The sequence below is a fragment of the Rhodococcus daqingensis genome (assembly GCF_042665615.1).
In the GTDB taxonomy this organism is placed as follows: Bacteria; Actinomycetota; Actinomycetes; order Mycobacteriales; family Mycobacteriaceae; genus Rhodococcus_G; species Rhodococcus_G daqingensis.
The window spans coordinates 457,889-481,102 of record NZ_JBHTCS010000017.1 but is presented as its reverse complement, the minus strand read 5'-3'; the positions used below and the strand labels follow the sequence as shown (position 1 = coordinate 481,102).

Below are 23,214 nucleotides of genomic sequence, written 5' to 3'. Positions count from 1 at the left end.
GGCCCCCGGGCGGCCGGCAGGCTCAGCGATTCTCCGCGTACGCGGCGAGGTGCGCCACCTGCTCCGGGTCCAGGGAGGGGCGGACCGTCTTCCTGGCGGCGGCGACGTCGGCCGCCGTCACGTCCGCGGCGTCGACGCTGCGGCGCATGGCGGCCAGCGCCGCCTCCCGCAGCAGCGCCGCGCAGTCCGCCGCCGAGTACCCGTCGAGGTCCTCGGCCAGCGCGTCGAGGTCGACGTCCGCCTCGAGCGGGATCGACTTGCCTGCGGTCTGCAGGATCTGCTTGCGCGCCTCGGCGTCCGGCGGCGGCACGAAGACCAGCCGCTCGATCCGGCCGGGCCGCAACAGCGCCGGGTCGATCAGGTCCGGCCGGTTGGTCGCCGCGAGCACCACCACGTCGCGCAGCGGTTCGACGCCGTCGAGTTCGGTGAGCAGCGACGCCACCACCCGGTCGGTGACCCCGGAGTCGGAGCTCTGCCCGCGGCGCGGGGCCAGGGCGTCCACCTCGTCGAGGAAGATCAGCGAGGGGGCCGAGTCGCGGGCCCGCTGGAACAGCTCGCGCACCGCCTTCTCCGACGCGCCCACCCACTTGTCCATCAACTCGGCGCCCTTGACCGCGTGCACGCTGAGCTGCCCGGAGCTGGCGAGGGCGCGGACCACGAAGGTCTTTCCGCACCCGGGCGGTCCGTACAGCAGGACCCCGCGCGGCGGGTCCACCCCAAGGCGGGCAAAGGAATCCGGGTGCTGCAGCGGCCACAGCACCGCCTCGGTGAGGGCCTGCTTGGTCTCCACCATGTCGCCGACGTCGTCGAGGGTGAGGCTGCCGATCGCCAACTCCTCGGTCCCCGAGCGCGACAGCGGGCGGATGACGTCGAGGGCGCCGACCAGGTCCTCCTGGAGCAGGTTCGGGTCCTCCCCGCTGCTGCTGGCCCGCGCCGCGGCCCGCAGCGCGGCCTCCCGGACCAGGGCGGCGAGGTCGGAGGCGACGAAACCCGGTGCCCGCGCGGCGATCTCGTCGAGCTTGAGGTCGGTGGTGGGAACCTTGCGCAGCATCAGCTCCAGCAGCGCCCGGCGCAGCCTGCCGTCCGGCAGCGCCACGGTGAGTTCGCGGTCGCACAGGTCCTGGCCGCGGACCCGGTCGTCGAGCGAATCGGGGTGCGCGGTGGTCGCGACGAACGCGACCCCGGGAGTGTCCACCGCGCGACGCAGCTCGTCGAGGATCAGTGTGGAGACCGGCTCCGGCTCGGCGGGCAGCAGCGCGTCGATGTCCGTGATGAGCAGTACGCCCCGCTCGTGCGGCTCCCCGCTCGCGGCGCCGGTGAGCCGGGCCACCGCGTCCGACACCCGCTGCAGGCGGGTGTCGGCGTCGAGCGCCCCGACCCCGGGGCCGTCCAGCGCGACCACGGTGCGCCCGGCGAGCACCGCCCGCGCCAGCGTCGCCTTGCCCACGCCTGCGGGGCCGGTGACGAGCACACCGAGATGCGGTGACGCCCCGAGCGTGTGCAACAGTTCCGGCTCGTCCAGTGCCAGCTTCAGCCACTCGCCGAGCTTGGCGGCCTGGTCGCCCACGCCGACCAGGTCGGCCACCGCAACCGGTGCGGGTACGGGTGCCTGGACGGCGCGGACCTCGTGTCCGGGCCGACCGGACGGCGCGGGGGCGGCGACGCCGCTGCCCCAGCTGATGGCCGAATTGGGTTGCACGCTCACCGGTCCCGTGGGATCGACGGACGTGACGGTGAGCAGTTCGGAGGTCCAGGCGACGCCGAAGGTGCGGGCCAGCGACTGCGTCGCACCGGCGGTGCTGGTGCCGGGGCCGAGGTCGCGGGGGAGCAGCGAGACCGTGTCACCGACGGTGAGCACCTTGCCCAGCAGGGCCTGGCGCAGCGTGGTCTCGGAAATGGACCCGGTGGCGAGGGCGGACCCGCTCAGCGTCGCGGTCCGGGCGCCATAGACCGTCACCGGTGAGAGCACCACGCGCGCATCCTCTTTGAGCCCGGCATTGGAGAGGGTGACGTCGTCGAGCAGCGCGGTCCCCGTCGGGGTGGACGCGGGCGCCAGCGCGACCACGGCGGCGGTGCGCCTGGCGCCGATCACGGCGATGCCGTCCCATTCGCGCAGCCCCAGGGCGGCCAGCGCCTCGGGGTGCAGCCGCACCACCCCGCGGCGCGCGTCGGAGGCGGAGGTGTTCAGTCGGGCCGTCAGCGTCAGTTCGGGTGAGGTCACGTGTTCCAGCCTAGTGATGGCCGTCTTCGGCCAGGTCCGGAGCGAACTGGGGGAGCGCGACGATCGTCGCCAGCAGTTCGGACATTCGCGATTCGATCGCGCTCCGGTCGGTGGCGTCCGCCTCGGCGAACGTGAGGATCCCCTCGCTGAAGAGTGACCAGCCTGCGATGGCGGCCAGGGCTGTCATGAGTCGGACATCTGCATTCCGTGAGTCTGGGGCGATGCCGCGAACGGCCCGCATGCCGTCGGCCTGGTTGCCGAGCAGCAGATCGGTTCGGCCTTCGAGCAGCAGCCATGCCGCGATGCGGACGTACTCGGGATCGGACAGTCCGATGGCGAACAGGCTGGTCACGGCGTCCGGTAGGGACCCGACGTTCTCAATCGTGCTGGTGGAGACCTCGGTGTCGCGGGCGAGGACGGCGGCGAGAATGTCCTCCTTGTTGCCGAGGTACTTGTGGATCAGGCCGAGGTTCACCCCTGCCGCCGCAGCGATCTCGCGAACGGTGACGGAGGTGCCTTTCGCGGCGAAGCCCGATCGGGCGGCACGCAGAACCGCCCGGCGGACTTCGTCCCTGCCCCATGCTTTCGGTGTCGATTCTGATGCGCTCACCCCTTGACATTAGACGTTTGTCTACGGTCCAATCAACCACCAACCGGGACCGACTCGAGAGTCCCGGTTGGCAGCGGAAGTCCTTCGCCGAATAGCCTTTTCGGCTCGCAAGCGCCGAAGTGCCCGGTGCCGCGACTCGGCTGCGTGCCCTGTGTATCCCGTGCCCGAATTCCGTGCCAACTTGCGACGGAATTCGGGCGAAAGAGGAGAGGTCTGCGAAACAACCATGAATGCACACGAAGAAACAAGCCCACCGCGGCGACGACGTTCGACGCTGAGAACGGGTATCGCCCTGGCGGCGATCACCGCATCGACCCTTGTCACCGGCGCCTGGGGCAGCGCTGACATGCCGGGAAACATGGGCGGGCTGGGAAGCGTGGGTGAGCTCGGACAGGCGAACGGCGGCGTTCTCGCGACCGACGGCCAGCGCGCGCTGGAGGCGCGGGCACGGCAGATCCTCGCGACCGACGTGGTGCAGAACCAGATCCGTCGGGTGCAGGCGCTGTACGCGGGAGACCCGCAGGGCGCCAAGCCCGCAGGCAAGGCCACCGTCGACCGCGCGGCGAACGCGATCGGGGCGGCGGCCGTCCTCTACACGGTGACCGAGGATACGGATCGCCCGGTCGTGCTGTGGGGGACCACCATGCCGCACGAATTCGCCGGCCTGAGCATGCCGCGTTCGGGCTACGGCATCGACAACCCCGACAACATCTACCGGCACACCATGGTCGCGGGAGACTCGACATACGTGATCCGGGGGCGCAAGACGAATCCCGGCCCCACCGATCTGAACTTCGAGATGCGTGACGCCATTCCCGGCACCACCGCGCTGACAGCCGAGGGTGGCGTTCAGCTCGCGACCCTCACCGGCGATGCGATCACGTCCGCCCCCGACGGGTCGTTCGTGATCACGATCGACGCCGAGCCGGCGAACGGTCGCCCCAACCACATGCAGATTCCCGCGGACGGAACCTCGATGCTGATCGTGCGGGATCTGCTGAACGACTGGTCCCGCGAGAACCCGGTGCAACTCGAGATCGCTCGCGTCGACGGTCCCCCCGCCGCGCCCGAGAGGACGATCGATCAGCAGGCGACCGAAGCCGCGGAAATCCTGTCCAAGATCGCGCCGTTCTGGGTCACGTACTTCAACCAGTACTACTACAACGCGACGCCGCCGAACGTCGTGCGGCCCGTCCGTCAACGCCCCGGTGCCCGGGGCCTGTCGACCGGTGGCTGGTTCTCGCTGGCCGACGACGAGGCGCTCGTGATCACGGTCGACCCGATCGGGGCCGGGTCGACCGGCATCCAGCTGTCGGATCCCTGGGGCGTGGCCTACGAGTACCGCGACCGGACCAGCAGCCTGAACACCACCCAGGCGAAGCCCAACCCGGGCGGCACCTACACCTAGGTCGTGTCACGGCGGGACCCGGGCGTCCACAACTGGCTCGACCCGGAGGGCCACGAGGCAGGCATGCTCGCGATCCGCTGGCAGCACCTGTCCGGCACCCCTGCCGTCGACCGTGCGTTGCGGGGGGCCTCGGTGGTCAAGCTCGACGCACTGAAGCAGAGTCTGCCTGCGGGGACCGCGTTCGTGAACCCGGCTGAGCGACTGATCCAGCAGCAGCTGCGGGCGGTTGCCTACGACCGTCGCCTGACGGGATAGTCCGGGACGGCGTGGTGGGGCGTTCCGGTCCGAGCGCTCGCGCTGCTCGTGTCGGAGCGCCCACCACCCGTAGCGGGCGGCCGGACTACCGGGGCCGACGCAGCCCGAGCCGGGCGGCGGACCGGCTCCGGTCGCCCGTGGGGGCCCGGCGGATCGCCCGTCGTTCGGCGGGCTTGACGTCCCAGACCTCGGGCCGGGCGGCGACCCAGCGCTTGGACCGGACCGCGAACGGGATGTGTGCGAGGTACGCGAAGACCAGCACGATCATCAGGACGAACGGGTAGGTGACCAGTGCGGCCGCGACCAGCGCGACGACCACCAGCAGCGCCGCGGCCATCCGCTTCGGCACGGCGAACGTCTTCATCGCCAGGGTGGGCACTCGGCTGACGATCAACGCGGCGGACAGGATGGTCCAGGCGGCGACCACGTAGAAGGACGACCACCAGCCGTCGCCCCACTGAATGTAGGCGGCGAGCGGGGTCAACGCGATCAGCGCGCCCGCGGGGGCGGGCACACCGACGAAGAACTCGCTCGCGTACGCGGGCGCTGAGTCGTCGTCGAGCAGGGTGTTGAAGCGGGCCAGCCGCAGCACGATGCTCACCGCGTAGACGAGCGCGATGATCCAGCCCGCGCTGCCGCCGTCGAGCAGCGTCACGTACAGCACCAGGGCAGGCGCGACGCCGAACGAGATGGCGTCGGACAGCGAGTCGAGCTCGGCGCCGATCTTGCTGGTGGCGTCGAGCAGTCGGGCGATCCGGCCGTCCAGCGAGTCCAGCACCGCGGCCGCACCGATCATCGCGAGCGCGATGCCGAGCTTGCCGTCGAGGGCGAACTTGACCGCGGACAGGCCGCCGCACAGCGCCAGGATGGTGATGGTGCTCGGCAGCAGGAACAGCCCGGACGCCGCCGTCCTCCTGGCCGTCACCGCCGCGGCGACGGTGCGCTTCGGCGTGTTCACGGGAGCTGGGCGAGGACGGTTTCGGCGCCGATGGCGCGCTGGCCCCGCTCCACCATCAAGGTGGTGCCCTGGGGGAAGTAGGTGTCCACCCGGGACCCGAACCGGATCAGGCCGTAGGTGTCGCCGATCGGGAGCCGGTCGCCGACCTTGGCGTCGCACACGATCCGGCGGGCCAGCAGCCCGGCGATCTGCACCACCGCGACCTCGTGACCGGCCTCGGTGCGCAGCAGCATGGAATTGCGCTCGTTGGCGTCGCTGGCCTCGGCGAGGTCGGCGGAGAGGAACTTGCCCGGCTTGTGGACCACGGCCAGCACCTCGCCCGCGACGGGACTGCGCTGCACGTGCACGTCCAGCACCGACAGGAAGATGCTCACCCGGGGCACGGGGGCATCGCCCATGTTCAGCTCGGCGGGCGGGACGGCGGTGTCGACGAGGGCGACCTCGCCGTCGGCGGGGGAGACCACGACGTTCGCGCGGTTCGGCGGCACCCGGTGCGGGTGCCGGAAGAAGGCGGCGCTGGCGCCCGCGGCCGCGAGACCCCCGCGGCGGACCCACTTGCGGTTGCGCCCGAGCAGGGCGACCGTCAGCGGGGCCAGGACGAACGGCAGCCCGGCCGGATGCAGCGGCGGAACCGTGTTGCGGACCAGTTCCGCGACGTGCGCGATACCGGTGGTTTGCGGGGTGCCAATCGGGATGGGGCGGCGGGCCACGGGCTCCTCTTACTGTTTCGTCTTGCTGTCCGGCGAGAACGTGCGCCCGGGCGGCTTCGACGCCGGGCGCGGGCACCCACAGGCTAGCCGAGACGGCCACGGGAGGGGATCCGGCCGCCGCTGAGCTGGGTGAACGGGCCCGTGGCCGGTTGTCTCACCCGGCCGGGGAGAGCCGTTCCCGCAGCCGGGCGATGCCGCCGCGGATGGTCGCGCCGTACCCGTCGTCCGACAGCGTGGAGACGCTCGCCTCCGCGCGCTCGAGGTGGGCCAGCGCCTGGTCGTCCTCGCCCAGCTTGGCGTAGTCGGCGGCGAGGTTCAGGTGCAGCGACGGATAGAACCCCGCCACCTGCAGCGACGAGTGGTGCCGCTGGGCGCGCTCGTCGGTGAGGGAGTCCGCGGCCCGCAGCGCGCGCAGGTCCCAGTCGAGCTCGTCCGCGGGCTCGTCCTGCACGTCGGCCATGTAGTGGGCGAGCGTGACGGCGTGCAGGGGGTCCCCGTCGGGTCCGATCCGATCCCACAACGTCGCGAACGCCGCGCGGGCCCCCGCCCGGTCGCCCCCGTTCGCCAGTTCCTGCGCGGCCATGATGCCGGTCATGATCGGGTCCGCTTCGCTCATCGTCTGCCTTCCGTCGGGTGGGAGCACGACCGTAGGCCGGGCCACCGACAGTGGGCCGTCAGCGAATCCCGTCGCGGCGCAACGCGACCGACACCGCCGCCGCCCTGGTGTCCACGCCCAGCTTCGCGTAGATGTGCGCGAGGTGCGTCTTGACGGTGGCCTCGCTGATGAACAGCCGCTTGCCGAGTTCCTTGTTGGTCAGGCCCTCGGCGAGCAGGGTGAGCAGTTCGGCCTCGCGCGCGGTGAGCGCCTCGTCGGGACGCCGCATCTGGTGCAGCAACCGCGACGCCACCGGCGGCGACAGTACGCTCTGCCCCGCGACCGCCCCGCGGATGGCGGCGAAGATCTCCTGCGGCGCCGAGTCCTTGAGCAGGTAGCCGATGGCGCCCGCGTCGATGGCCCGCACCACGTCGGCGTCGGTGTCGTAGGTGGTGAACACCAGCACCGGCGGTGCGGGGTCGGCCGCGCGGATCCGGCGGATCGCCTCGACACCGTCGATGCCCTCGCCGAGCGCGAGGTCCATCATCACCAGCCGCGGGGCGAGTTCGCCGGCCATGACCACGGCCTGTTCGCCGGAGTCGGCCTCGCCGACCACCTCGATGTCGGGCTGCGAGTCCAGCAGGGCGCGCAGGCCGGCCCGGACCACCAGATGGTCGTCGACCAGCATCACCGTGATCGCGGTCATCGGTCGCTCCCGTAGGGGATCTGAGCGGCGACGACGGTGCCCTCGCCGGGGGCGCTCTCCACGGTGAGCGTGCCGCCGAGCGCCGCCACCCGCTGCCGCATGGCGCGGAGTCCGAACCCGCCCGCGGGGGAGTGGTCGCCGACGGCGTCGGCCGCGAAGCCGCGCCCGTCGTCGAACACGTCGAGGGCCACCGCGGCGGGCAGGTAGGTCAGGGTCACCCCCAGAGTCTGCGCGTCCGCGTGCCGCGCCACGTTCGAGGCCGCGCTCTGGGTGATCCTCAGCAGCGCGTGACCGACCTCCGCGGGCAGTGGAACCGGTGTCCCGATCACCCGCAGCTGCGCCGCCGGGAAGTGGCCGCGCGCGGCGCTGAGCAGGGCCACGTCCAGCGTCTGCGTCTCGAGGTTGGGGGAGGCGAGGTAGTGCACCAGGTTCCGCGTCTCCGCGAGGTTCTCGCGCAGTGACGCGGTGGCGATCCGGACCTCCTCGCGCGCGGGTGACTGCGGCTGGTCCCAGGCCAGATCCGCGGCCTCGAGGTGCAGCAGGCTGCTGGTCAGGCCCTGGGTGACGGTGTCGTGGATCTCGCGGGCGAGGCGTTCGCGCTCGGACAGCACACCCGCGGCCCGCTCGGTCTCGGCGAGCCGCGACTTCGCCTCGGCGACCTGCTCGAGCAGTCGGACCCGCTCGCGGCTGTCCCGTTCGATCTGGCTGTACGCGATCACGACGAGGGCGCCGGTGCAGATCGGGCCGATCAGCACGGCCCACTCGGTGCGGCCGCTGAAGTTGAAGAAGGCGATGCTGGTGACCACGGCGAGCGCCGCGACGATCAGGTACGCGGTCCTGTTCGAGAACGCGCGGGTGCAGAGGAAGAACATCGGGAACGCGCACCACGCAAAGCTCGGTGCCAACCACACCAGCACCGCCCAGGTGGTCAGTACCGGCCACACCCAGGGTTGCCAGGCGGACGCGCGGCGGGACAGGAGCACGGTCACCGCGTACAGCGCGGCCAGCGTGACGATCAGGGCCGCGACGATGACGAATCGGCCGCTGACGCCGTGATAGGTCAGGTACCGGGCGGTCGAGGTCGCCAGCAGCACGTAGAACGAGACGTGGATCGCGACGTCGATCGGTCCGCGGAAGTCCCGGTCGGCCGGGATCTGGTCGCCGCGGGCGCTGACAGGACTGGACATCGGCTCGATCCTACGGAGCGGGCGCCGCCGCCGGATCGGCCATTCGGATGATCTCCTCGCCTCCGCACGGCTGATCGGGTGGCAGACGTGCGCCCGATGCGGGCGGGTGGGCCCGGCGACGAGTCTGGAATCCGTCAGCCCGGACCGTGTGTGACCGGAACCCCGATCGGGGTGAGACACGCGCACCGTCGATGAAGCCGCTACCGAAAGGCCCCAGATGAACCTCTCCCGCCGACTGCCCAAGGCCCTCGCCGTCGCCGTCCCGCTGGCCGCCATCCTCGCCACCGCCGCGTGCGGCAGCGGCATCGAGGAGAAGGCGGCCTCGGCCACCCCGGTCACCACCGCCGCGGCCGTCGCCCAGGCTCCCGGCGACCAGGAGGCCAAGGGCACGGCGCCCGCGAACCGGCTGACGGTCGGGGCCGCGGGCAAGGCCGCGCAGGCCGCGCTCGCGAAGTGCCAGGCCGACGGGCTCGGCTTCGTCACCGTGTCCGTGGTGGACCGCAACGGCAACGTGCAGGCGATGCTGCGCGGCGACAACGCGGCCCAGCACACCGTCGAGGCGGCGCGCCAGAAGGGTTACACGGCGGCGGCTTTCGGCGCCAACACCAGCGACCTGGCCGGACGCGCCAAGGGTGACGGCGCCACCGTCGCGGATATCGACGGCACCCTGTTCCTGCCGGGCGGCGTCAGCGTGAAGGCGGGCAACGCCTCCATCGCGGGCATCGGTGTGGGTGGGGCCCCGGACGGCATGGCCGACCAGGCATGCGCCGCGGCGGGTCTGGCCGCCATCGCCGGATCGCTGCAGTGAGAACCGCGCTGACCGCCGCCGTCCTCGCCGCGACGGCCACCGCGTGCCTCGCCTGCTCCGGCCAGGATGAGGTGGTCGGCGCGCCCGCGGCAGCGGCCCCGACCACCGCATCGGCGGTCGCATCGGTGCCCGCTCCGTCACCCGCGGCGCCGCCGATCTCGACCCCGGAGCTCGAGCAGAGGCTGTTCGGGGCCGTCAGAGCCGACGACGCCGACGCGGTGCGCGCGGCGCTGTCCCTCGGTGCCGCGCTCGAGGCCCGCGGCGACGGCGGGCGGACCCCGCTCGTGGCCGCGGCGAAGTCGAACTCGGTGAACGCGGCCCGGGTCCTCGTCGAGGCGGGCGCCGACGTGAACGCCAAGGACGACATCGAGGACTCGGCATTCCTGTACGCGGGTGCCGAGGGATACGACGAGATCCTGGCGCTGACCCTGGCGCACGGCGCGGACGTGACCTCGCTCAACCGGTACGGCGGGACCGCGCTGATCCCGGCGTCCGAGCACGGGTACACCTCGACGGTGCGGACGTTGATCCGGGCGGGCGTGCCGGTCGATCACGTCAACGAACCGGGCTGGACCGCGATGCTCGAGGCCGTCGTCTACGGCGACGGGTCGGCTCGGTACGTGGACGTGATCACCCAACTGCTCGAGGCCGGTGCCGATCCCTCGATCGAGGACGCGGACGGCCGGACCGCGCTGGAGAACGCGGAACGCCGCGACCAACACGAGGTCGCGGCGCTCCTGCGGGGACAACGCTGACGGTCAGGCCCGCGCCCCGGCCTTCGACTCCACGGTCGACTTGATCCGGGCGAGGGTGGTGTTCATGCCGGCGATCATGTCGATCTCGAAATCGGCGGTGCCGCCCATCATCTTGTCGATGAGGAAGCTCGAGATCTTGGTGGTCCCGGTCGGCGCCTCGCGGCGCTCGGTGACGCGGGTGCCGGTCCCGGTGGCCTCGAGCGCGTAGGTCCAGATGGTGTGGTTCTCCAGGACCCGCCAGGCGATGGCCTTGTTCGGCTCGAAGCGGACGACCTTCGCGGTGGTCGGCCAGACCAGCAGGCCCTTCTTGTTCAGGTTGAACGTCTTGGTGCCGTGGGTGACCTCGCCGAAGACGTGCATCCGTCGGCACTGCGGGCTCCATTCGCCCATTCGCTTGAGGTCGGAGACCACCGCCCACACCGCGGCGGGGGGTGCGTCGATCTGGATGCTCGCTTCGAGGGTGTTCGTCACTGTGTCTTCTCCGGTTCTTCGAGGATTAGTGCAACGCGGCGTTACGGGTATTTTGCCGGATTGCGGGCGTTCGTCAAGGCCGCGGCGTCAGCCGGAGCACGACGTCGTCGCCGCCGTTGTCGGTGGTGACGAGCAGTGTGCCGTCCGGCTGCCCGCTGACGGTGCGAATCCGGCCGTATTGCCCCTCGAGCAGTGAGGCCTGCCGCTCGACCCCGAGCCCGTCCGGGGTGAGCCCCAGGAGCAGGATCTTCGCGCCCTGCTGGGTCCCGACCGCCAGCGCGCCCGACCACTCGCCCCAGCCGGGGCCGAGGAGAAACGAGCCGCTGGCGGTGGCGAGGGTCGGGTATCCGGAGCTCCACACGGCGGGGATCGCTCCGGGCACCCGGTCCGGGTCGGTCATCGGTGCCGCCTCGATGTACCGGCCGGGTTCGAGGTCGGGGCGCCAGCCGTAGTTGCCTGCCGGCACGAGCCGGTTCACCTCGTCGTCGAGGTGGGTGCCCTGTTCCACCGAGTACAGCTGTCCGCTGCCGGGTCGGAAGCTGAGTCCCTGCACGTTGCGGTGCCCGAGGGTGTAGACGGGACTGGCGGGATCGGGGTTCCCGGCAGCGGGGGATCCGTCGGTGTCGATGTGCAGCACCTTGCCGCCCAGCGAACCGGGGTCCTGGGGGACCGTGGGCAGGGTGGCGTCGCCGGTGCCGACGAACAGGGTGCCGTCCGGTGCCGGGAGGATCCGGCAGCCGGCGTGCCGTCCGCCCGTGCTCGGCAGGCCGGACAGCACGACGCCGGTCCGGGTGAGCGCGGTCCAGTCCTCGTTCACGTTCCACGACAGCACCCGCACGTCGCGGGTGTCGTCGCGCTCGTATCCCTGGCAGGTGTACAGCTTGCGGTTGTCCGCGAACCCCGGGTCCAGTGCGAGGCCCATGAGGCCGGTCTCTGACCTGACGCGCAGGTCCGAGAGGTCGGCGCTCGGTTCGGTGACCGAGCCGTCGGGCCTCCTCGCCACGAACCCGCCGCTTCGCTGCCCGGTCAGGATGGTGCCGTCCGGCGCGACCGCGACGTCCCACGGTTTGTCCAGTCCGGTCAGGAGTTCGGTCACCTCGACCGCGGGTGGGTCGGATGCGACAACGGCGGTGGTGGCCGGCTCGGAGCCCTCGGGGGCGGCGGGGTCGGAGGCCGTCGCGCAGCCGGCGACGAGCAGGACGAGCGCCAGGGCGGCGGGCAGGGCGCGCACGATTCACCTCCGGCTCAGCAGGTGCAGTGCAGGGGCTGTTTCCAGGGTATCGCCCGCGGGGAACCCGTCGGTCCGGCGTGCGCCGATCGCATGGCCGACAGGTGACCCCCGGGGGTGGATTTCGCCGTAATGCCGGGTGGATGATGGACGATGAAAAGGGTATCCACGCAACGTTTGAACGAGGCAGACACCGGAGTGATCCGTCGTGAAGATCCCAGTGGTTCTCCATCATGTGCGACATGAGTCCATCCCGATTCTCGAATCGGCGCGGATGAAGGGGCGCCCCAAGTCCTGGCCGGACGAGAAGCTCGAGCGATTGCTGACCGACGGCGAGCGGGAGGACGTCGAGCGCGGCCGGTTCTGACCGCCTGCCCCGGCGCCGAGTGCGCAGTCCCCGTCACTCCCTTTCGGCGGATGCGCAGGTAGGTGCACTTCCGCCTGTACAAGTTGTTCTATTGGAACTAGAACAATAGAATGAACTCGTGCTGATACGAATCGACCAGACCGCGGCGGAACCGCTGTACGAACAGGTCGCCTCGAGCGTGCGCAGGGCCATCGCCGCCGGCGACGCCGCGCCGGGTGAACGGCTGCCGGTGGCGCGCGACCTGGCGACCTCGCTCGACCTCAACGTCCACACCGTGCTGCGCGGCTATCAACTGCTGCGCGACGAGGGCCTGATCGAACTGCGGCGCGGGCGGGGAGCGGTGGTCACGGCCGACGCGGCCACCCGCGGCCGGCTGCAGGAGGCCCTCCGCGACCTGGTCGCGGAGGCCCGCCGGATCGGCATGGGCGCCACCGAACTCACCGCACTCGTCGCAAAGGAGATGCATTGACCACGTCGAGCTCATTCCCCAGGGTCGGCTGGTTCCGGGCCCTCGCCGGAACGCTGCTGCCGCCCACCCTCGCCGCGCTGGGCGCGGTGACCCTGATCGGGAGGTGGGCCGGGGAGCTGCCGGACCCGGTGGCCGTGCACTTCGGTCCCGGCGGCGCCGCCGACCGTTTCGCCTCCCTCGACTCCGCGTGGTGGTCCCCGCTGGTCGGTCCCGCGTTCGCGGCCGGGTTGTGCCTGGTGCTGGTCCTGCTGACCCGGCGGGACCTGCGGGCCGCGCGGGTCGGGGCGGCGGTGGGAGCGGGCACCGGCGCCTTCGTTGCGGTCCTCCCGGTGGCGCTCATGGCACCCCAGCGTGGCCTGGCCGATGCCGCCGACGCCGCGCTGGGCGGCTGGTGGATGGCGCTGGCGGCGATCGCCGGCCTGGCGGCGGCCGCGGTCGGCTACGCGACCGTGCCCGCGCCGGGGCCGGCCACCGCGTCCCGACCGCCCCGCGAGGACGCGCCGCGCATCGACCTGGCCGAGGGCGAGAAGGTCGCCTGGTCCGGATCGGCCTCGATGCCGCCCTGGCCCGCCGTCGTGATCGGCGTGGTCCCCGCCGTGGTGGTGACGGGTCTTCTCGCCTTCGGATCGGGCTCGGTCGTCCTCGTGCTCGTGGTCGCCGCGATCTCGGCGGTGTTGATGGCCCTGCTGCTCGCACCGGTCCGGGTCACGGCGGACGCCGCGGGACTGGCGGCGCGGACCCCGATCACCGGAAGACCGCTCCGCATCCCGCTCGACGAGATCGCCGAGGCCGACGTCGTCATGGTCGGCGTGCTGAACAAGTTCGGGGGCTTCGGCTACCGGGTCGGCCCCGGCGGGACCGGGCTGATCGTCCGGCCCGGTCCCGCGCTGCGCATCACGCGGGGTGACGGTTCCCGGCTCACGGTCACCGTCGACGGCGCCGAGCAGGCCGCGGCCGTGCTCAACGCCCTCGCCGCCCGGGGGCGCGCGCGTCGCTGAGCTTCGCGGCATACTCGATCGCAGGACCGAACGTCGCAGCGCACGGGAGGATCACGATGACCGAGATTGCCGGGATCGATCCGGACGTCGCGCCGAGCGGGCCCGGCTGCGCGGACTGCGACGCGGGCGGCGGCTGGTGGGTGCACCTGCGTCGATGCGCCCAGTGCGGGCACATCGGGTGCTGCGACACCTCGCCGGGGCAGCACGCGACCGCGCACGCGGCGGCGACCGGGCACCCGTTCATCCAGAGCTTCGAGCCGGGCGAGGACTGGTACTGGAACTTCCAGACCGAGCAGATGTACGACGGGCCCGAGCTGGCCCCGCCGCGGCACCACCCGGTCGACCAGCCGGTCCCGGGCCCGGCCGGCCGGGTGCCCGCGGACTGGCAGGACCACGTCCATTAGCGCCGGCCGACCCGACCCGGACCGCGGGGCCCCGCGGTCCGCGGGTGCGGTGCGGTGGGATCCGGCGCAGTACTCGCTGTTCGGGGCGGAGCGACGTCGGCCGTTCTTCGATCTGGTCGGTCAGGTCGGTGCCCTCGACCCGCGGCGGGTCGTCGACCTCGGCTGTGGGCCGGGCACGATGACCGTGACGCTGGCCGAGCGGTGGCCGGGCGCCGGCGTGCTCGGCATCGACTCGTCGCCGGAGATGATCGCCGAGGCCGTCGGCGCCCACCGCCACGGACGCGTCGAGTTCGCGCTGGGCGGCGCGGAGGACTTCTCCGCCGCGGGGGTCGACGTGCTGGTGAGCAACGCCCTGCTGCAATGGGTGCCGTCGCACCGCGAGTTGCTGGCGAGGTGGGCGGCCGAGCTCAACCCCGGCGGCTGGCTCGCCTTCCAGGTACCCGCGAACTTCGGCTCGCCCTCGCACCGGTTGATGCGCGAGATCGCCGAGTCGCCGCGGTGGCGCGAACGACTCGGTGGGGTGCTACGCCACGACGGCCCGGTGGCCGAGCCGGCGGAGTACCTGGAGTTGCTGCTGGGCGCCGGCCTGCGGGTCGCGACCTGGCGGACCGAGTACCAGCACCTGCTGCCGGGGCCCGATCCCGTGCTGGAGTGGGTTCGCGGGACCGGATTGCGTCCGGTTCTGGATCGGCTGTCCGCCGCCGAGACGGCGGACTTCGAGGCGGAGTACGGGGCCCGCCTGCGGCAGGCGTATCCGCGCGGCCCGTTCGGAACGGTCTTCCCCTTCCTCCGGACCTTCGTGGTCGCGGAGAAGCCGGGGGCGTGAACCGTGGCCGCGGTCGAGGGCGTTCTGTTCGACATCGACGGGGTGCTGGTCACCTCCTGGCAACCGCTCGCGGGCGCCGCGGCGGCGCTCGCCGCCGTCCGCGACCGTGGGCTCGAGCGCGCCTTCCTCACCAACACCACCTCCAGGACGCGGGCCGAGATCGCGGCGGCCCTGCGCGACTGCGGCATGGCGGTGGACCCGGACGAGATCGTCACGGCCGCCGCGCTCACCGCCGAGCACCTTCGCTCGGCGCACCCGGGGCAGCGCTGCCTGCTGATCAATCACGGCGACATCGCCGGGGACATGACGGGCATCGAGTTCGACGCCGACCGGCCGGAGGTGGTGGTGCTCGGCGGGGCCGGGCCCGAGTTCGACCACGCCGCGCTGAGCCGGGTGGTGGAGTTGATGCTCGACGGGGTGCCGGTGGTCGCGATGCAGGGCGGACTGACCTGGGCCACCGCGGAGGGTATCCGCATCGACACCGGGGCCTACCTGCCGGGGCTGGAGGCGGCGGGCAACGCCCGCATCACCGTGGTCGGCAAGCCCTCTCCGACCGGGTTCCTGGCGGCCGCCGGGTTGATGGGCACCCACCCCGAGCGGACGGTGATGATCGGCGACGATCTCGAGAACGACGTGCTGGCGGCCCAGCGCGCCGGATTCGTCGGGGTGCTGGTGCGCACCGGCAAGTTCCGGCAGTCCGTGCTCGAGGCGGCCGAGACCGCCCCCGGGCATGTGCTCGGCTCGGTCGCGGACCTTCCCGAACTACTCACCGAGCTGCGGGACTGAGGCCGCCGGGGCCGCCCCATCGGCCCGCGGGAAACCGGTGCCGAATCGAGATCTGTCGAACCGGTCGTTGCCGGGCGAGTCTTGGGTACCGTCGCGTCCGTATCCGTTCGTTCTGCTTTCGAGGAGTTCCGTGTCGATTCAGCTCAAGCCCCGCGTCCACACCCTCATTCCGTCGATCACCCGCGCGGGCGCGAGTCTGGCGGTCGGCATCGCGATCGCGGGCGGCATGGCGGTGGCCGGGTCCGGCGTCGCGTCCGCCGCGCAGGTCGACTGCGTCTCGCCGCCGTCGGCGAACGACATCAGGGTCATCGGTGACGCGAGTTGCGGCGCCACCGCGACCGTCGGCAACGCGGGCGCGACCGCGATGGACAGCGGGACCGCGGTGAGCGTGGCGAACGGCGGCTCCGCGAACAGCGTCGCCACCGGTTTCGGTGTCGCGCTCAGTTCCTCGCGCGGCGCGGGAGTCGCCCACGCCTTCGCCCTCGGCGGCGGGATCTCGCACTCGAACGCCTCGAACGGCAACACCACCATCGCGGTGGCGGGCTGGGGTTCGGGCGCCAAGGCGGAGGCGTCCGGCGTCAACTGCGTCGGCCCGCTGTCCTTCGCCGTGAACCTGAACACCGGCGCCGTCTGCGCGCTGCGCTGACCGGCCCGTCCCGACCTTGCACTCGCCACCCCTGAGTGCTAAAAATGCACTTGGCACTCGCGCCATGTGAGTGCCAGGTCGGGACGGTGAGATCGGGATCCCATCGACACCCCTGGTCGTCCGTCGCGGGCGCCGAGCCTGGCCGATGGCATGGGTGGATCGCACACGGTCCCCCTGCGCTATGAGACGACCCGACGAGCGGTCGCCTTGTGTGTCACCCCAATCCGGAGGATCACTTCGCAATGGCCAAGATCATCGCGTTCGACGAAGAGGCACGTCGCGGCCTCGAGCGTGGCCTGAACAGCCTCGCCGACGCAGTCAAGGTGACGCTGGGACCCAAGGGTCGCAACGTCGTCCTGGAGAAGAAGTGGGGCGCCCCCACGATCACCAACGATGGTGTCTCCATCGCCAAGGAGATCGAGCTCGAGGACCCCTACGAGAAGATCGGCGCCGAGCTGGTCAAGGAGGTCGCCAAGAAGACCGACGACGTCGCCGGCGACGGAACCACCACCGCCACCGTGCTCGCCCAGGCTCTCGTTCGTGAGGGTCTCCGCAACGTCGCGGCCGGCGCCAACCCGCTCGGCCTCAAGCGTGGCATCGAGAAGGCCGTCGAGGCCGTCACCGCCCGCCTGCTCGACACCGCCAAGGAGGTCGAGACCAAGGAGCAGATCGCTGCCACCGCCGGTATCTCGGCGGGCGACTCGTCCATCGGTGAGCTCATCGCCGAGGCCATGGACAAGGTCGGCAAGGAAGGCGTCATCACGGTCGAGGAGTCCAACACCTTCGGCCTGCAGCTCGAGCTCACCGAGGGCATGCGCTTCGACAAGGGCTTCATCTCGCTGTACTTCGCGACCGACGCCGAGCGTCAGGAAGCGGTCCTCGAGGACGCCTACATCCTGCTCGTGAGCTCCAAGATCTCCACGGTCAAGGACCTGCTGCCGCTGCTGGAGAAGGTCATCCAGTCCGGCAAGCCGCTGGTCATCATCGCGGAGGACGTCGAGGGCGAGGCCCTGTCCACCCTGGTGGTCAACAAGATCCGTGGCACCTTCAAGTCGGTCGCCGTCAAGGCCCCCGGCTTCGGTGACCGCCGCAAGGCGCAGCTCGCCGACATCGCCATCCTCACCGGTGGCGAGGTCATCAGCGAAGAGGTCGGCCTCTCCCTGGAGACCGCCGGACTCGAGCTGCTCGGCCGCGCCCGCAAGGTCGTCGTCAGCAAGGACGAGACCACCATCGTCGAGGGTGCCGGCGACGCCGACGCCATCGCCGGTCGCGTCAGCCAGATCCGCGCCGAGATCGAGTCCTCGGATTCGGACTACGACCGCGAGAAGCTGCAGGAGCGCCTGGCCAAGCTGGCCGGTGGCGTCGCCGTCATCAAGGCGGGTGCCGCGACCGAGGTCGAGCTCAAGGAGCGCAAGCACCGCATCGAAGATGCCGTGCGCAACGCCAAGGCTGCCGTCGAGGAGGGCATCGTCGCCGGTGGTGGCGTGGCCCTGCTGCAGTCCGCTCCCGCCCTGGACGACCTGAAGCTCGAGGGTGACGAGGCCACCGGTGCGAACATCGTTCGCGTCGCCCTGGAGGCTCCGCTCAAGCAGATCGCGTTCAACGCCGGCCTCGAGCCCGGCGTCGTCGCGGAGAAGGTTCGCAACCTGCCCGCAGGCCACGGCCTCAACGCCGCGACCAACGAGTACGGCGACCTGCTCGAAGCCGGCATCAACGACCCGGTCAAGGTCACCCGCTCGGCGCTGCAGAACGCGGCCTCGATCGCGGCCCTGTTCCTCACCACCGAGGCCGTCGTCGCCGACAAGCCGGAGAAGGCCGGAGCGCCCGTGGGCGATCCGACCGGCGGCATGGGCGGCATGGACTTCTAGTCCACAGCCACCCACGGCGCACCAGTTCCACGCAGCGAGGCCCGGGTCACCAACAGGGTGCCCGGGCCTCGCTCGTGCGTGTCCCCGGCGCGGAAACGCAGTGTTCATCCGGACGACCAACGTAGGTCACCGATCTGGACGCTCGGTCCATTATCGTCACTGTCTGTGGCGAGGGGTCACACGCAGTTTCTGCGGTAGGTCAATTCTCTGGAGGATCACATGGGTTCCATCAGCACCATCATCTCGCTCTTCGAGCTCTACCAGCTGCTGAGCAAGTTCAGCTGATCCCCCGAGGCGGCGGCCGGACCCCCTGCGGAGTCCGGCCGCTGTCCTGTCGGGGCACGAGCCCGCGTCAGTTTCGCGATTCCGGAGACAGTCGAACGTATTCCGGGTGACACTGTCCGCGCGGGATCGCTGAACGCGGGAGCGCTGTGCTTCCGTATGATCACCCGCAGCAAGCCGAGGGTCCATGCGTACCTGCGCGTGGACCCCCGTTCTGTAGAGAAGTACCGAACACCCACCGATCTCGGCCCCTTGACAGTCAGGTGCACCACACATGAGCAAGCTTCGTCGATCCGGCGCCCGCACGGCGCGGCTGGCAGCGGCCGCAGCGGCCCTGATGATCCTTCCCCTGGTTGGCGCCGGCGCGGTTGCCTCCGCGGCACCCGCCGGTGAGCAGTCCGCCTCGACCGGCTCGAAGATCGAGCGGGTTGACGGCAGCGGGCGTCAGGTGACCGCGTACGTGTACTCGGCGGCGATGGACAAGACCATCCCGGTCAAGGTGCAGCGCCCGATGGACACGAGCGAGCCGCGGCCGACCCTGTACCTGCTCAACGGCGCGGGCGGCGGCGAGGACTCGGCCACCTGGCAGCGACGCTCGGACGTCGCGACGTTCTTCGCGGACAAGAACGTGAACGTGGTGACCCCCGTCGGTGGTGCCTTCAGCTACTACACCGACTGGCAGAAGGACGACCCGAAGCTGGGCCGCAACAAGTGGACGACGTTCCTGACCAAGGAGCTGCCGCCGCTGATCGACTCCGAGTTCAAGGCCAACGGCGTGAACTCGATCGCGGCCATCTCCATGTCCGGCACCTCGGTGCTCAACCTGGCGATCGAGTCCCCGGGTCTCTACAAGAGCGTCGCCACCTACAGCGGGTGTGCCGAGACCAGCACCGAGCCCGGCCGGGCCTACATCAAGATGGTCGTCGAGTCGCGGGGCGGCGCCAAGGTCGAGAACATGTGGGGACCGAAGAACGACGCGGCCTGGGTGAAGAACGACCCGGTCGTCAACGCCGAGAAGCTGCGCGGGACCCAGCTGTACATCTCCACCGGCAACGGCCTGCCCGGACAGCACGACACCCTGGAGAAGACCGGCGGCGTCTCCGGCCTCGCCAACCAGGTGCTGCTCGGCGGTGCCATCGAGGGCGCGACCCTGCTCTGCACCAACAACCTGTCCAAGCGGCTCGGTGAGCTCGGCATCCCGGCCGTCGTCGACTTCCGGCCGAACGGCACCCACTCGTGGGGCTACTGGCAGGACGACCTGCACAAGTCGTGGCCGATGCTGGCCGCGTCGATCGGGCTGTAGCAGCCCCGGCAATCTTCAGCGACGACAACGGCGCCGATCCCGCGGAGTACGCGGGGTCGGCGCCGTCTTGTCGTCGGGGGCTGGGTGTGCCCCCGGCGAGGCACTCGGCCGAACTAGTTGCCGGACGCCTTGTGCAGGCCCGACGACACGCTCGACTCGAGCTTGTCGTCGAACTCGTCGTAGACGACCGAGCCGATCCAGATGATCAGCGTCGCCCACACCCAGGTCCAGAAGCCCCGGATCTGGAAGTCGTTCGTCAGCAGCACCACGATGAGCAGGACGACGTAGGTCGCGATCAGGTTGACGACCCACGTGTACGCCCTCAGGCCCGGCACGCTGCTGAGCAGGCCGGCGACGATCGGCTTGACGAACAGGGTGGCCAGAGTGAACAGGATCGTGCCGACGATGAACCACAGTGGGTAGGAGATGTGGAACCGGCCGAGGACGAGATCGGCGATCCACAGGACGATGCCGTTCGCGACCAGCGCGGTCAGGATGCGGGGAACCCAGAGCTTTGCCGGAGTCGAACTCGAGGTGGTCATGTCGCCAGGATGAGCTTCGGCGGCCGGTGCGATCGGGCTTTCGTTGTCGATTCAATTGATTGATGCACCTACGTTATCCATCTGTTATTGGATCAGGTGAAATCGCGGAACCCGGTGAAAGCGTTCATCTGGACGACACCACGCCGACGAGCGCGGCCGTTACCGTCCGCGACGGACCGAGTTCGACCCGGATCCGCGCATCGTCTGCCGGGCGCGAGACTCGTTGGGGGACTGACCGGCCCGGCCTCGGTGGGAGGTCCCACCGAATCCGTCGGCGCGCCGTAGCATCACCGGAACCAGTGTTTGACACAACAAACGTCTCCGTGGATAGACAAGGTGGACCTGCGTGGATGCGGTAAAGATCATCCTGGAACTGATCGTTGTGCTCGGCGCCATCGTCATGGGCACCCGCTCCAGCGGTGTGGCACTTGGCTTGTGGGGTGGCGCGGGCGTGGCGGTGCTGGTCTTCGTGTTCCGGGAGGACGTGGGCAGTCCGCCGGTCGATGCGCTGCTGATCATCCTGTCGGTCGTGCTGGCGTCGTCGATGATGCAGGCGGCGGGCGGCATCGACTGGATGGTGACGATCGCGGCGAACCTGATCGCCAAGCGCCCCAAGCAGATCACGCTGATAGCACCGCTGGTCTCGTTCCTGTTCGCGGTCGGCGCGGGCACGTCGAACATCCTGTACCCGCTGCTGCCCGTCATCTACGACGCGTCGTACCGCAACGGCGTTCGGCCCTCGCGCCCGCTCTCGCTCTCCGTCGTGGCGACCGGTGTGGCCCTGGCCTGTAGCCCGGTCTCGGCGGCGATGGCCGCGATGGTCACCCTCACCGATGTCGAGCCGTACAACTTCGAGCTGATCGACATCATCAAGATCACGCTGCCCGCCGCGATCGTCGGCATCGTGCTGTCCTCGATCGTGGTGAACCGGTTGGGCAAGAACCTCTCCGAGGATCCGGAGATCCAGGCGCGCATCGCCTCCGGCGAGCTGGCGGCGCCCGTCGCCGGTGGTCCCGGTGCGGTTGAGCTCAAGTCGACGACCCAGGGGCGCAGCGCTGCCCTGATCTTCCTGTTCGGCGTCGCGGCGATCGTGGTTTTCGGTCTGTTCAAGGAGATTCGCCCGGAATCGGCCGACGGTTCGCCGATGGGCATGACCCCGATCATCGAGATGATCATGTTCCTGGTCGGCACCCTGATCCTGCTCGTCAGCCGCCCGAACGTCGCGGACGTGCCGACGTCCACGGTTTTCAAGGCCGGCATGGTCTCGGCCATCGCGCTGTTCGGTCTCGCCTGGCTCACCGACACCTTCATCAGCGCCCACCAGGAGCTGATCACCAACACCGTCGGCGACTGGGTCAACGCAGCGCCGTGGATCTTCGCGCTCGGTGTCTTCCTGGTCTGTGTCCTCACCACCAGCCAGTCGACCGCGACCCGGACGATCGTGCCGATCGGCCTGGCGGCGGGGCTGGCCCCCGGGCTGCTCACCGGCATGTGGGCGGGCGCCTTCGCCGGCATCTACCTGTTGCCCACCAACGGATCACAGATCGCGGCCGCCAACTTCGACGAGTCGGGCAGCACCAAGCTCGGCACCAAGCTGGTCGACCACTCCTTCTTCATCCCGACGATCGTGTTGGCCATCACCACCATCGCGGCCGGCGCGGTGTTCGGGGTCATCCTGGGCTGACCCCGGTCGGCTATCGGCGGGTTCGGTAGCTGTCCCAGCTGGCCTTGCACGCATGGGCGAGCATGTCCACCCGGGTCGAGTCCGGCTCGGGCCAGTCCACGCCAGGCCGCATCAGTTCGGCGGTGAGGTCGGGGCCGAGCAGGAACTCGCGCCGGAACTCCGCCTGGACCGCGCCGAGCGCCACCCCCGCAGCGGCGGACCGAGGCCCGAGTTCGCGGAATCGCGCACCCGCGGTGATGATCTCGTGGCTGCCCAGGTACGGCTGGTTCAGCATGACGGCGGCCGGGTCGGCCACCTCGAAGCCCGCCCGGTGCGCCTGGGCCAGCGCGCGGACCGCCTGCGGGGCCATGCTCACCGGGTTGTCGCCGCGGGGATCACCCTGATCATCGCCGCGGTTCGACAACGCCACGACGTCGGGCAACCGGTCGGCCTCGGCTCGCTCGACGTTCACCGCGCCGTCGCGGGTGGTGGTGTGGTTCATCGTGTCGTGGAAGGAGAGCGTGGTGAACTCGACGGGCCCCGTGGACTTCTCGGCGCGCTCGAAGGCGAGCGCCACCATCCGCTCGATGAGGTCGTCCCGGGTCCGCTCGTAGACGTCGAGCCCGCGGGAGGCGACCTCGGCGAAGGCGTCGGCGAGTCGGCGCAGGCCCGCGTCGTCGGTGGGCTCGCGCAGCAGCGGGTAGAAGGAGAACGTCACCGGGCGGATCGCGTCGACTCCGGTCAGGTCGGCCCTGTTCCCGGGACCGGCGGCGCGGACCCGAGCGAACGCCTCACGCAGGGTGGCGTACAGGTCCTCGGGCCGTGCACGGTTCGGGTCGCGCACCAGCCGGGGGTGCGGGTTCTCCACGTAGACGATGCGGGGGTCGATCTCCGCCCAGCGGCGCACCACCGGGCTGGTGGAACAGTCGGTGAAGTCGAACTGCAGCCGGCGGGTGAACTCGGGCGCGAGGAACTCGCCGAGTTCCTCGGGGATGGCCGCCCCCGAATGTGGGCAGCTGACAAGCAGATCGGCGTCGGCGAGCGCCTGGTCGAGGCTGCGGCGTCCTCGGTCCGCATAGAAGATCAGGTCGTCCGGGGCGAACACTTTGCCGGCGGGCAGGAACAGCGGATCAGCGGTTGCCATGTCC

The 23,214-nt window shown here is 70.8% G+C and carries 25 protein-coding genes; 14 read left to right on the top strand and 11 right to left on the bottom strand.

Annotated features, from left to right (window positions below; all coding sequences use genetic code 11):
- Window positions 1–22 precede the first annotated feature (22 nt).
- Both ACFQS9_RS16340 and ACFQS9_RS16335 read right to left on the bottom strand, forming a co-directional pair.
- Window positions 23–2,221, bottom strand: a complete 2,199-nt coding sequence (locus ACFQS9_RS16340; RefSeq protein WP_378406444.1) for an AAA family ATPase — start codon at window positions 2,219–2,221, stop codon at window positions 23–25.
- Window positions 2,222–2,231: 10 nt separating this feature from the next.
- Window positions 2,232–2,831: a TetR/AcrR family transcriptional regulator gene (locus ACFQS9_RS16335; protein WP_378406442.1), complete on the bottom strand. Its 600-nt coding sequence runs from the start codon at window positions 2,829–2,831 to the stop codon at window positions 2,232–2,234.
- 346 nt (window positions 2,832–3,177) lie between these two features.
- Here ACFQS9_RS16335 and ACFQS9_RS16330 point away from each other — a divergent pair, with 346 nt between their 5' ends.
- A complete protein-coding gene (locus ACFQS9_RS16330) occupies window positions 3,178–4,239 on the top strand; it encodes a hypothetical protein (protein ID WP_378406440.1) in 1,062 nt (353 codons plus the stop codon).
- A gap of 3 nt (window positions 4,240–4,242) precedes the next feature.
- Window positions 4,243–4,494, top strand: coding sequence for a hypothetical protein (locus ACFQS9_RS16325; RefSeq protein WP_378406438.1), 252 nt, complete (start codon window positions 4,243–4,245; stop codon window positions 4,492–4,494).
- Window positions 4,495–4,579: 85 nt separating this feature from the next.
- Here ACFQS9_RS16325 and ACFQS9_RS16320 read toward each other — a convergent pair whose 3' ends face one another.
- From ACFQS9_RS16320 to ACFQS9_RS16300, 5 genes are all read right to left on the bottom strand, one after another.
- Window positions 4,580–5,389: a CDP-alcohol phosphatidyltransferase family protein gene (locus ACFQS9_RS16320; protein ID WP_378406552.1), complete on the bottom strand. Its 810-nt coding sequence runs from the start codon at window positions 5,387–5,389 to the stop codon at window positions 4,580–4,582.
- 59 nt (window positions 5,390–5,448) lie between these two features.
- Window positions 5,449–6,162, bottom strand: coding sequence for a phosphatidylserine decarboxylase (locus tag ACFQS9_RS16315; RefSeq protein ID WP_378406436.1), 714 nt, complete (start codon window positions 6,160–6,162; stop codon window positions 5,449–5,451).
- A gap of 154 nt (window positions 6,163–6,316) precedes the next feature.
- Window positions 6,317–6,778, bottom strand: a complete 462-nt coding sequence (locus ACFQS9_RS16310) for a hypothetical protein (RefSeq protein WP_378406434.1) — start codon at window positions 6,776–6,778, stop codon at window positions 6,317–6,319.
- 58 nt (window positions 6,779–6,836) lie between these two features.
- Window positions 6,837–7,463, bottom strand: a complete 627-nt coding sequence (locus tag ACFQS9_RS16305) for a response regulator (protein ID WP_378406432.1) — start codon at window positions 7,461–7,463, stop codon at window positions 6,837–6,839.
- Window positions 7,460–8,650 (bottom strand): sensor histidine kinase, encoded by a 1,191-nt coding sequence (locus ACFQS9_RS16300; RefSeq protein ID WP_378406430.1) that lies wholly within the window; start codon window positions 8,648–8,650, stop codon window positions 7,460–7,462. Before ACFQS9_RS16300 ends, ACFQS9_RS16305 begins: the two co-directional genes overlap by 4 nt.
- A gap of 217 nt (window positions 8,651–8,867) precedes the next feature.
- Here ACFQS9_RS16300 and ACFQS9_RS16295 point away from each other — a divergent pair, with 217 nt between their 5' ends.
- Together ACFQS9_RS16295 and ACFQS9_RS16290 are read left to right on the top strand one after the other, a co-directional pair.
- On the top strand, window positions 8,868–9,458 hold the full coding sequence (locus ACFQS9_RS16295; protein ID WP_378406428.1) for a GlcG/HbpS family heme-binding protein: 591 nt from the start codon (window positions 8,868–8,870) through the stop codon (window positions 9,456–9,458).
- On the top strand, window positions 9,455–10,213 hold the full coding sequence (locus tag ACFQS9_RS16290; RefSeq protein WP_378406426.1) for an ankyrin repeat domain-containing protein: 759 nt from the start codon (window positions 9,455–9,457) through the stop codon (window positions 10,211–10,213). The genes ACFQS9_RS16295 and ACFQS9_RS16290 overlap by 4 nt, the downstream gene beginning before the upstream one ends.
- Window positions 10,214–10,216: 3 nt before the next feature.
- On the opposite strand, the gene ACFQS9_RS16285 is transcribed toward ACFQS9_RS16290, so the two are convergent.
- Together ACFQS9_RS16285 and ACFQS9_RS16280 are read right to left on the bottom strand one after the other, a co-directional pair.
- Window positions 10,217–10,684, bottom strand: a complete 468-nt coding sequence (locus ACFQS9_RS16285) for an SRPBCC family protein (protein WP_378406424.1) — start codon at window positions 10,682–10,684, stop codon at window positions 10,217–10,219.
- A 73-nt stretch (window positions 10,685–10,757) separates the two neighbouring features.
- Window positions 10,758–11,918: a PQQ-dependent sugar dehydrogenase gene (locus ACFQS9_RS16280; RefSeq protein WP_378406550.1), complete on the bottom strand. Its 1,161-nt coding sequence runs from the start codon at window positions 11,916–11,918 to the stop codon at window positions 10,758–10,760.
- 202 nt (window positions 11,919–12,120) lie between these two features.
- Between ACFQS9_RS16280 and ACFQS9_RS16275 the strand changes: the two genes are divergently transcribed.
- The 9 genes from ACFQS9_RS16275 (at window position 12,121) to ACFQS9_RS16235 (ending at window position 19,861) form a co-directional block, all read left to right on the top strand.
- Complete coding sequence (locus ACFQS9_RS16275; protein ID WP_378406423.1) at window positions 12,121–12,279, top strand: hypothetical protein; 159 nt, start codon at window positions 12,121–12,123, stop codon at window positions 12,277–12,279.
- Between the two features lie 118 nt (window positions 12,280–12,397).
- Window positions 12,398–12,748 (top strand): GntR family transcriptional regulator, encoded by a 351-nt coding sequence (locus tag ACFQS9_RS16270; protein WP_378406421.1) that lies wholly within the window; start codon window positions 12,398–12,400, stop codon window positions 12,746–12,748.
- Complete coding sequence (locus tag ACFQS9_RS16265) at window positions 12,745–13,746, top strand: SdpI family protein (protein ID WP_378406419.1); 1,002 nt, start codon at window positions 12,745–12,747, stop codon at window positions 13,744–13,746. Before ACFQS9_RS16270 ends, ACFQS9_RS16265 begins: the two co-directional genes overlap by 4 nt.
- Window positions 13,747–13,802: 56 nt before the next feature.
- The gene (locus ACFQS9_RS16260) at window positions 13,803–14,150 is read left to right on the top strand and encodes a UBP-type zinc finger domain-containing protein (protein ID WP_378406417.1); all 348 of its coding nucleotides are present in this window, start codon (window positions 13,803–13,805) and stop codon (window positions 14,148–14,150) included.
- A 49-nt stretch (window positions 14,151–14,199) separates the two neighbouring features.
- Window positions 14,200–14,976 (top strand): methyltransferase domain-containing protein, encoded by a 777-nt coding sequence (locus tag ACFQS9_RS16255; RefSeq protein ID WP_378406415.1) that lies wholly within the window; start codon window positions 14,200–14,202, stop codon window positions 14,974–14,976.
- A 3-nt stretch (window positions 14,977–14,979) separates the two neighbouring features.
- The gene (locus tag ACFQS9_RS16250; protein WP_378406413.1) at window positions 14,980–15,762 is read left to right on the top strand and encodes an HAD-IIA family hydrolase; all 783 of its coding nucleotides are present in this window, start codon (window positions 14,980–14,982) and stop codon (window positions 15,760–15,762) included.
- Between the two features lie 130 nt (window positions 15,763–15,892).
- Entirely contained in the window at window positions 15,893–16,408 is a 516-nt protein-coding gene (locus ACFQS9_RS16245) for a DUF6764 family protein (RefSeq protein WP_378406411.1), read from the top strand.
- Between the two features lie 242 nt (window positions 16,409–16,650).
- A complete protein-coding gene (groL, locus tag ACFQS9_RS16240) occupies window positions 16,651–18,276 on the top strand; it encodes a chaperonin GroEL (RefSeq protein ID WP_378406409.1) in 1,626 nt (541 codons plus the stop codon).
- Between the two features lie 556 nt (window positions 18,277–18,832).
- Window positions 18,833–19,861, top strand: coding sequence for an alpha/beta hydrolase (locus ACFQS9_RS16235; protein WP_378406407.1), 1,029 nt, complete (start codon window positions 18,833–18,835; stop codon window positions 19,859–19,861).
- A 113-nt stretch (window positions 19,862–19,974) separates the two neighbouring features.
- On the opposite strand, the gene ACFQS9_RS16230 is transcribed toward ACFQS9_RS16235, so the two are convergent.
- On the bottom strand, window positions 19,975–20,403 hold the full coding sequence (locus tag ACFQS9_RS16230) for a phage holin family protein (RefSeq protein ID WP_378406405.1): 429 nt from the start codon (window positions 20,401–20,403) through the stop codon (window positions 19,975–19,977).
- Between the two features lie 346 nt (window positions 20,404–20,749).
- Here ACFQS9_RS16230 and ACFQS9_RS16225 point away from each other — a divergent pair, with 346 nt between their 5' ends.
- On the top strand, window positions 20,750–22,087 hold the full coding sequence (locus ACFQS9_RS16225; RefSeq protein WP_378406404.1) for an anaerobic C4-dicarboxylate transporter: 1,338 nt from the start codon (window positions 20,750–20,752) through the stop codon (window positions 22,085–22,087).
- Between the two features lie 10 nt (window positions 22,088–22,097).
- Here the strand turns inward: ACFQS9_RS16225 and ACFQS9_RS16220 are convergent, their stop codons facing one another.
- A complete protein-coding gene (locus ACFQS9_RS16220; protein WP_378406403.1) occupies window positions 22,098–23,210 on the bottom strand; it encodes an N-formylglutamate amidohydrolase in 1,113 nt (370 codons plus the stop codon).
- Window positions 23,211–23,214: the final 4 nt, after the last annotated feature.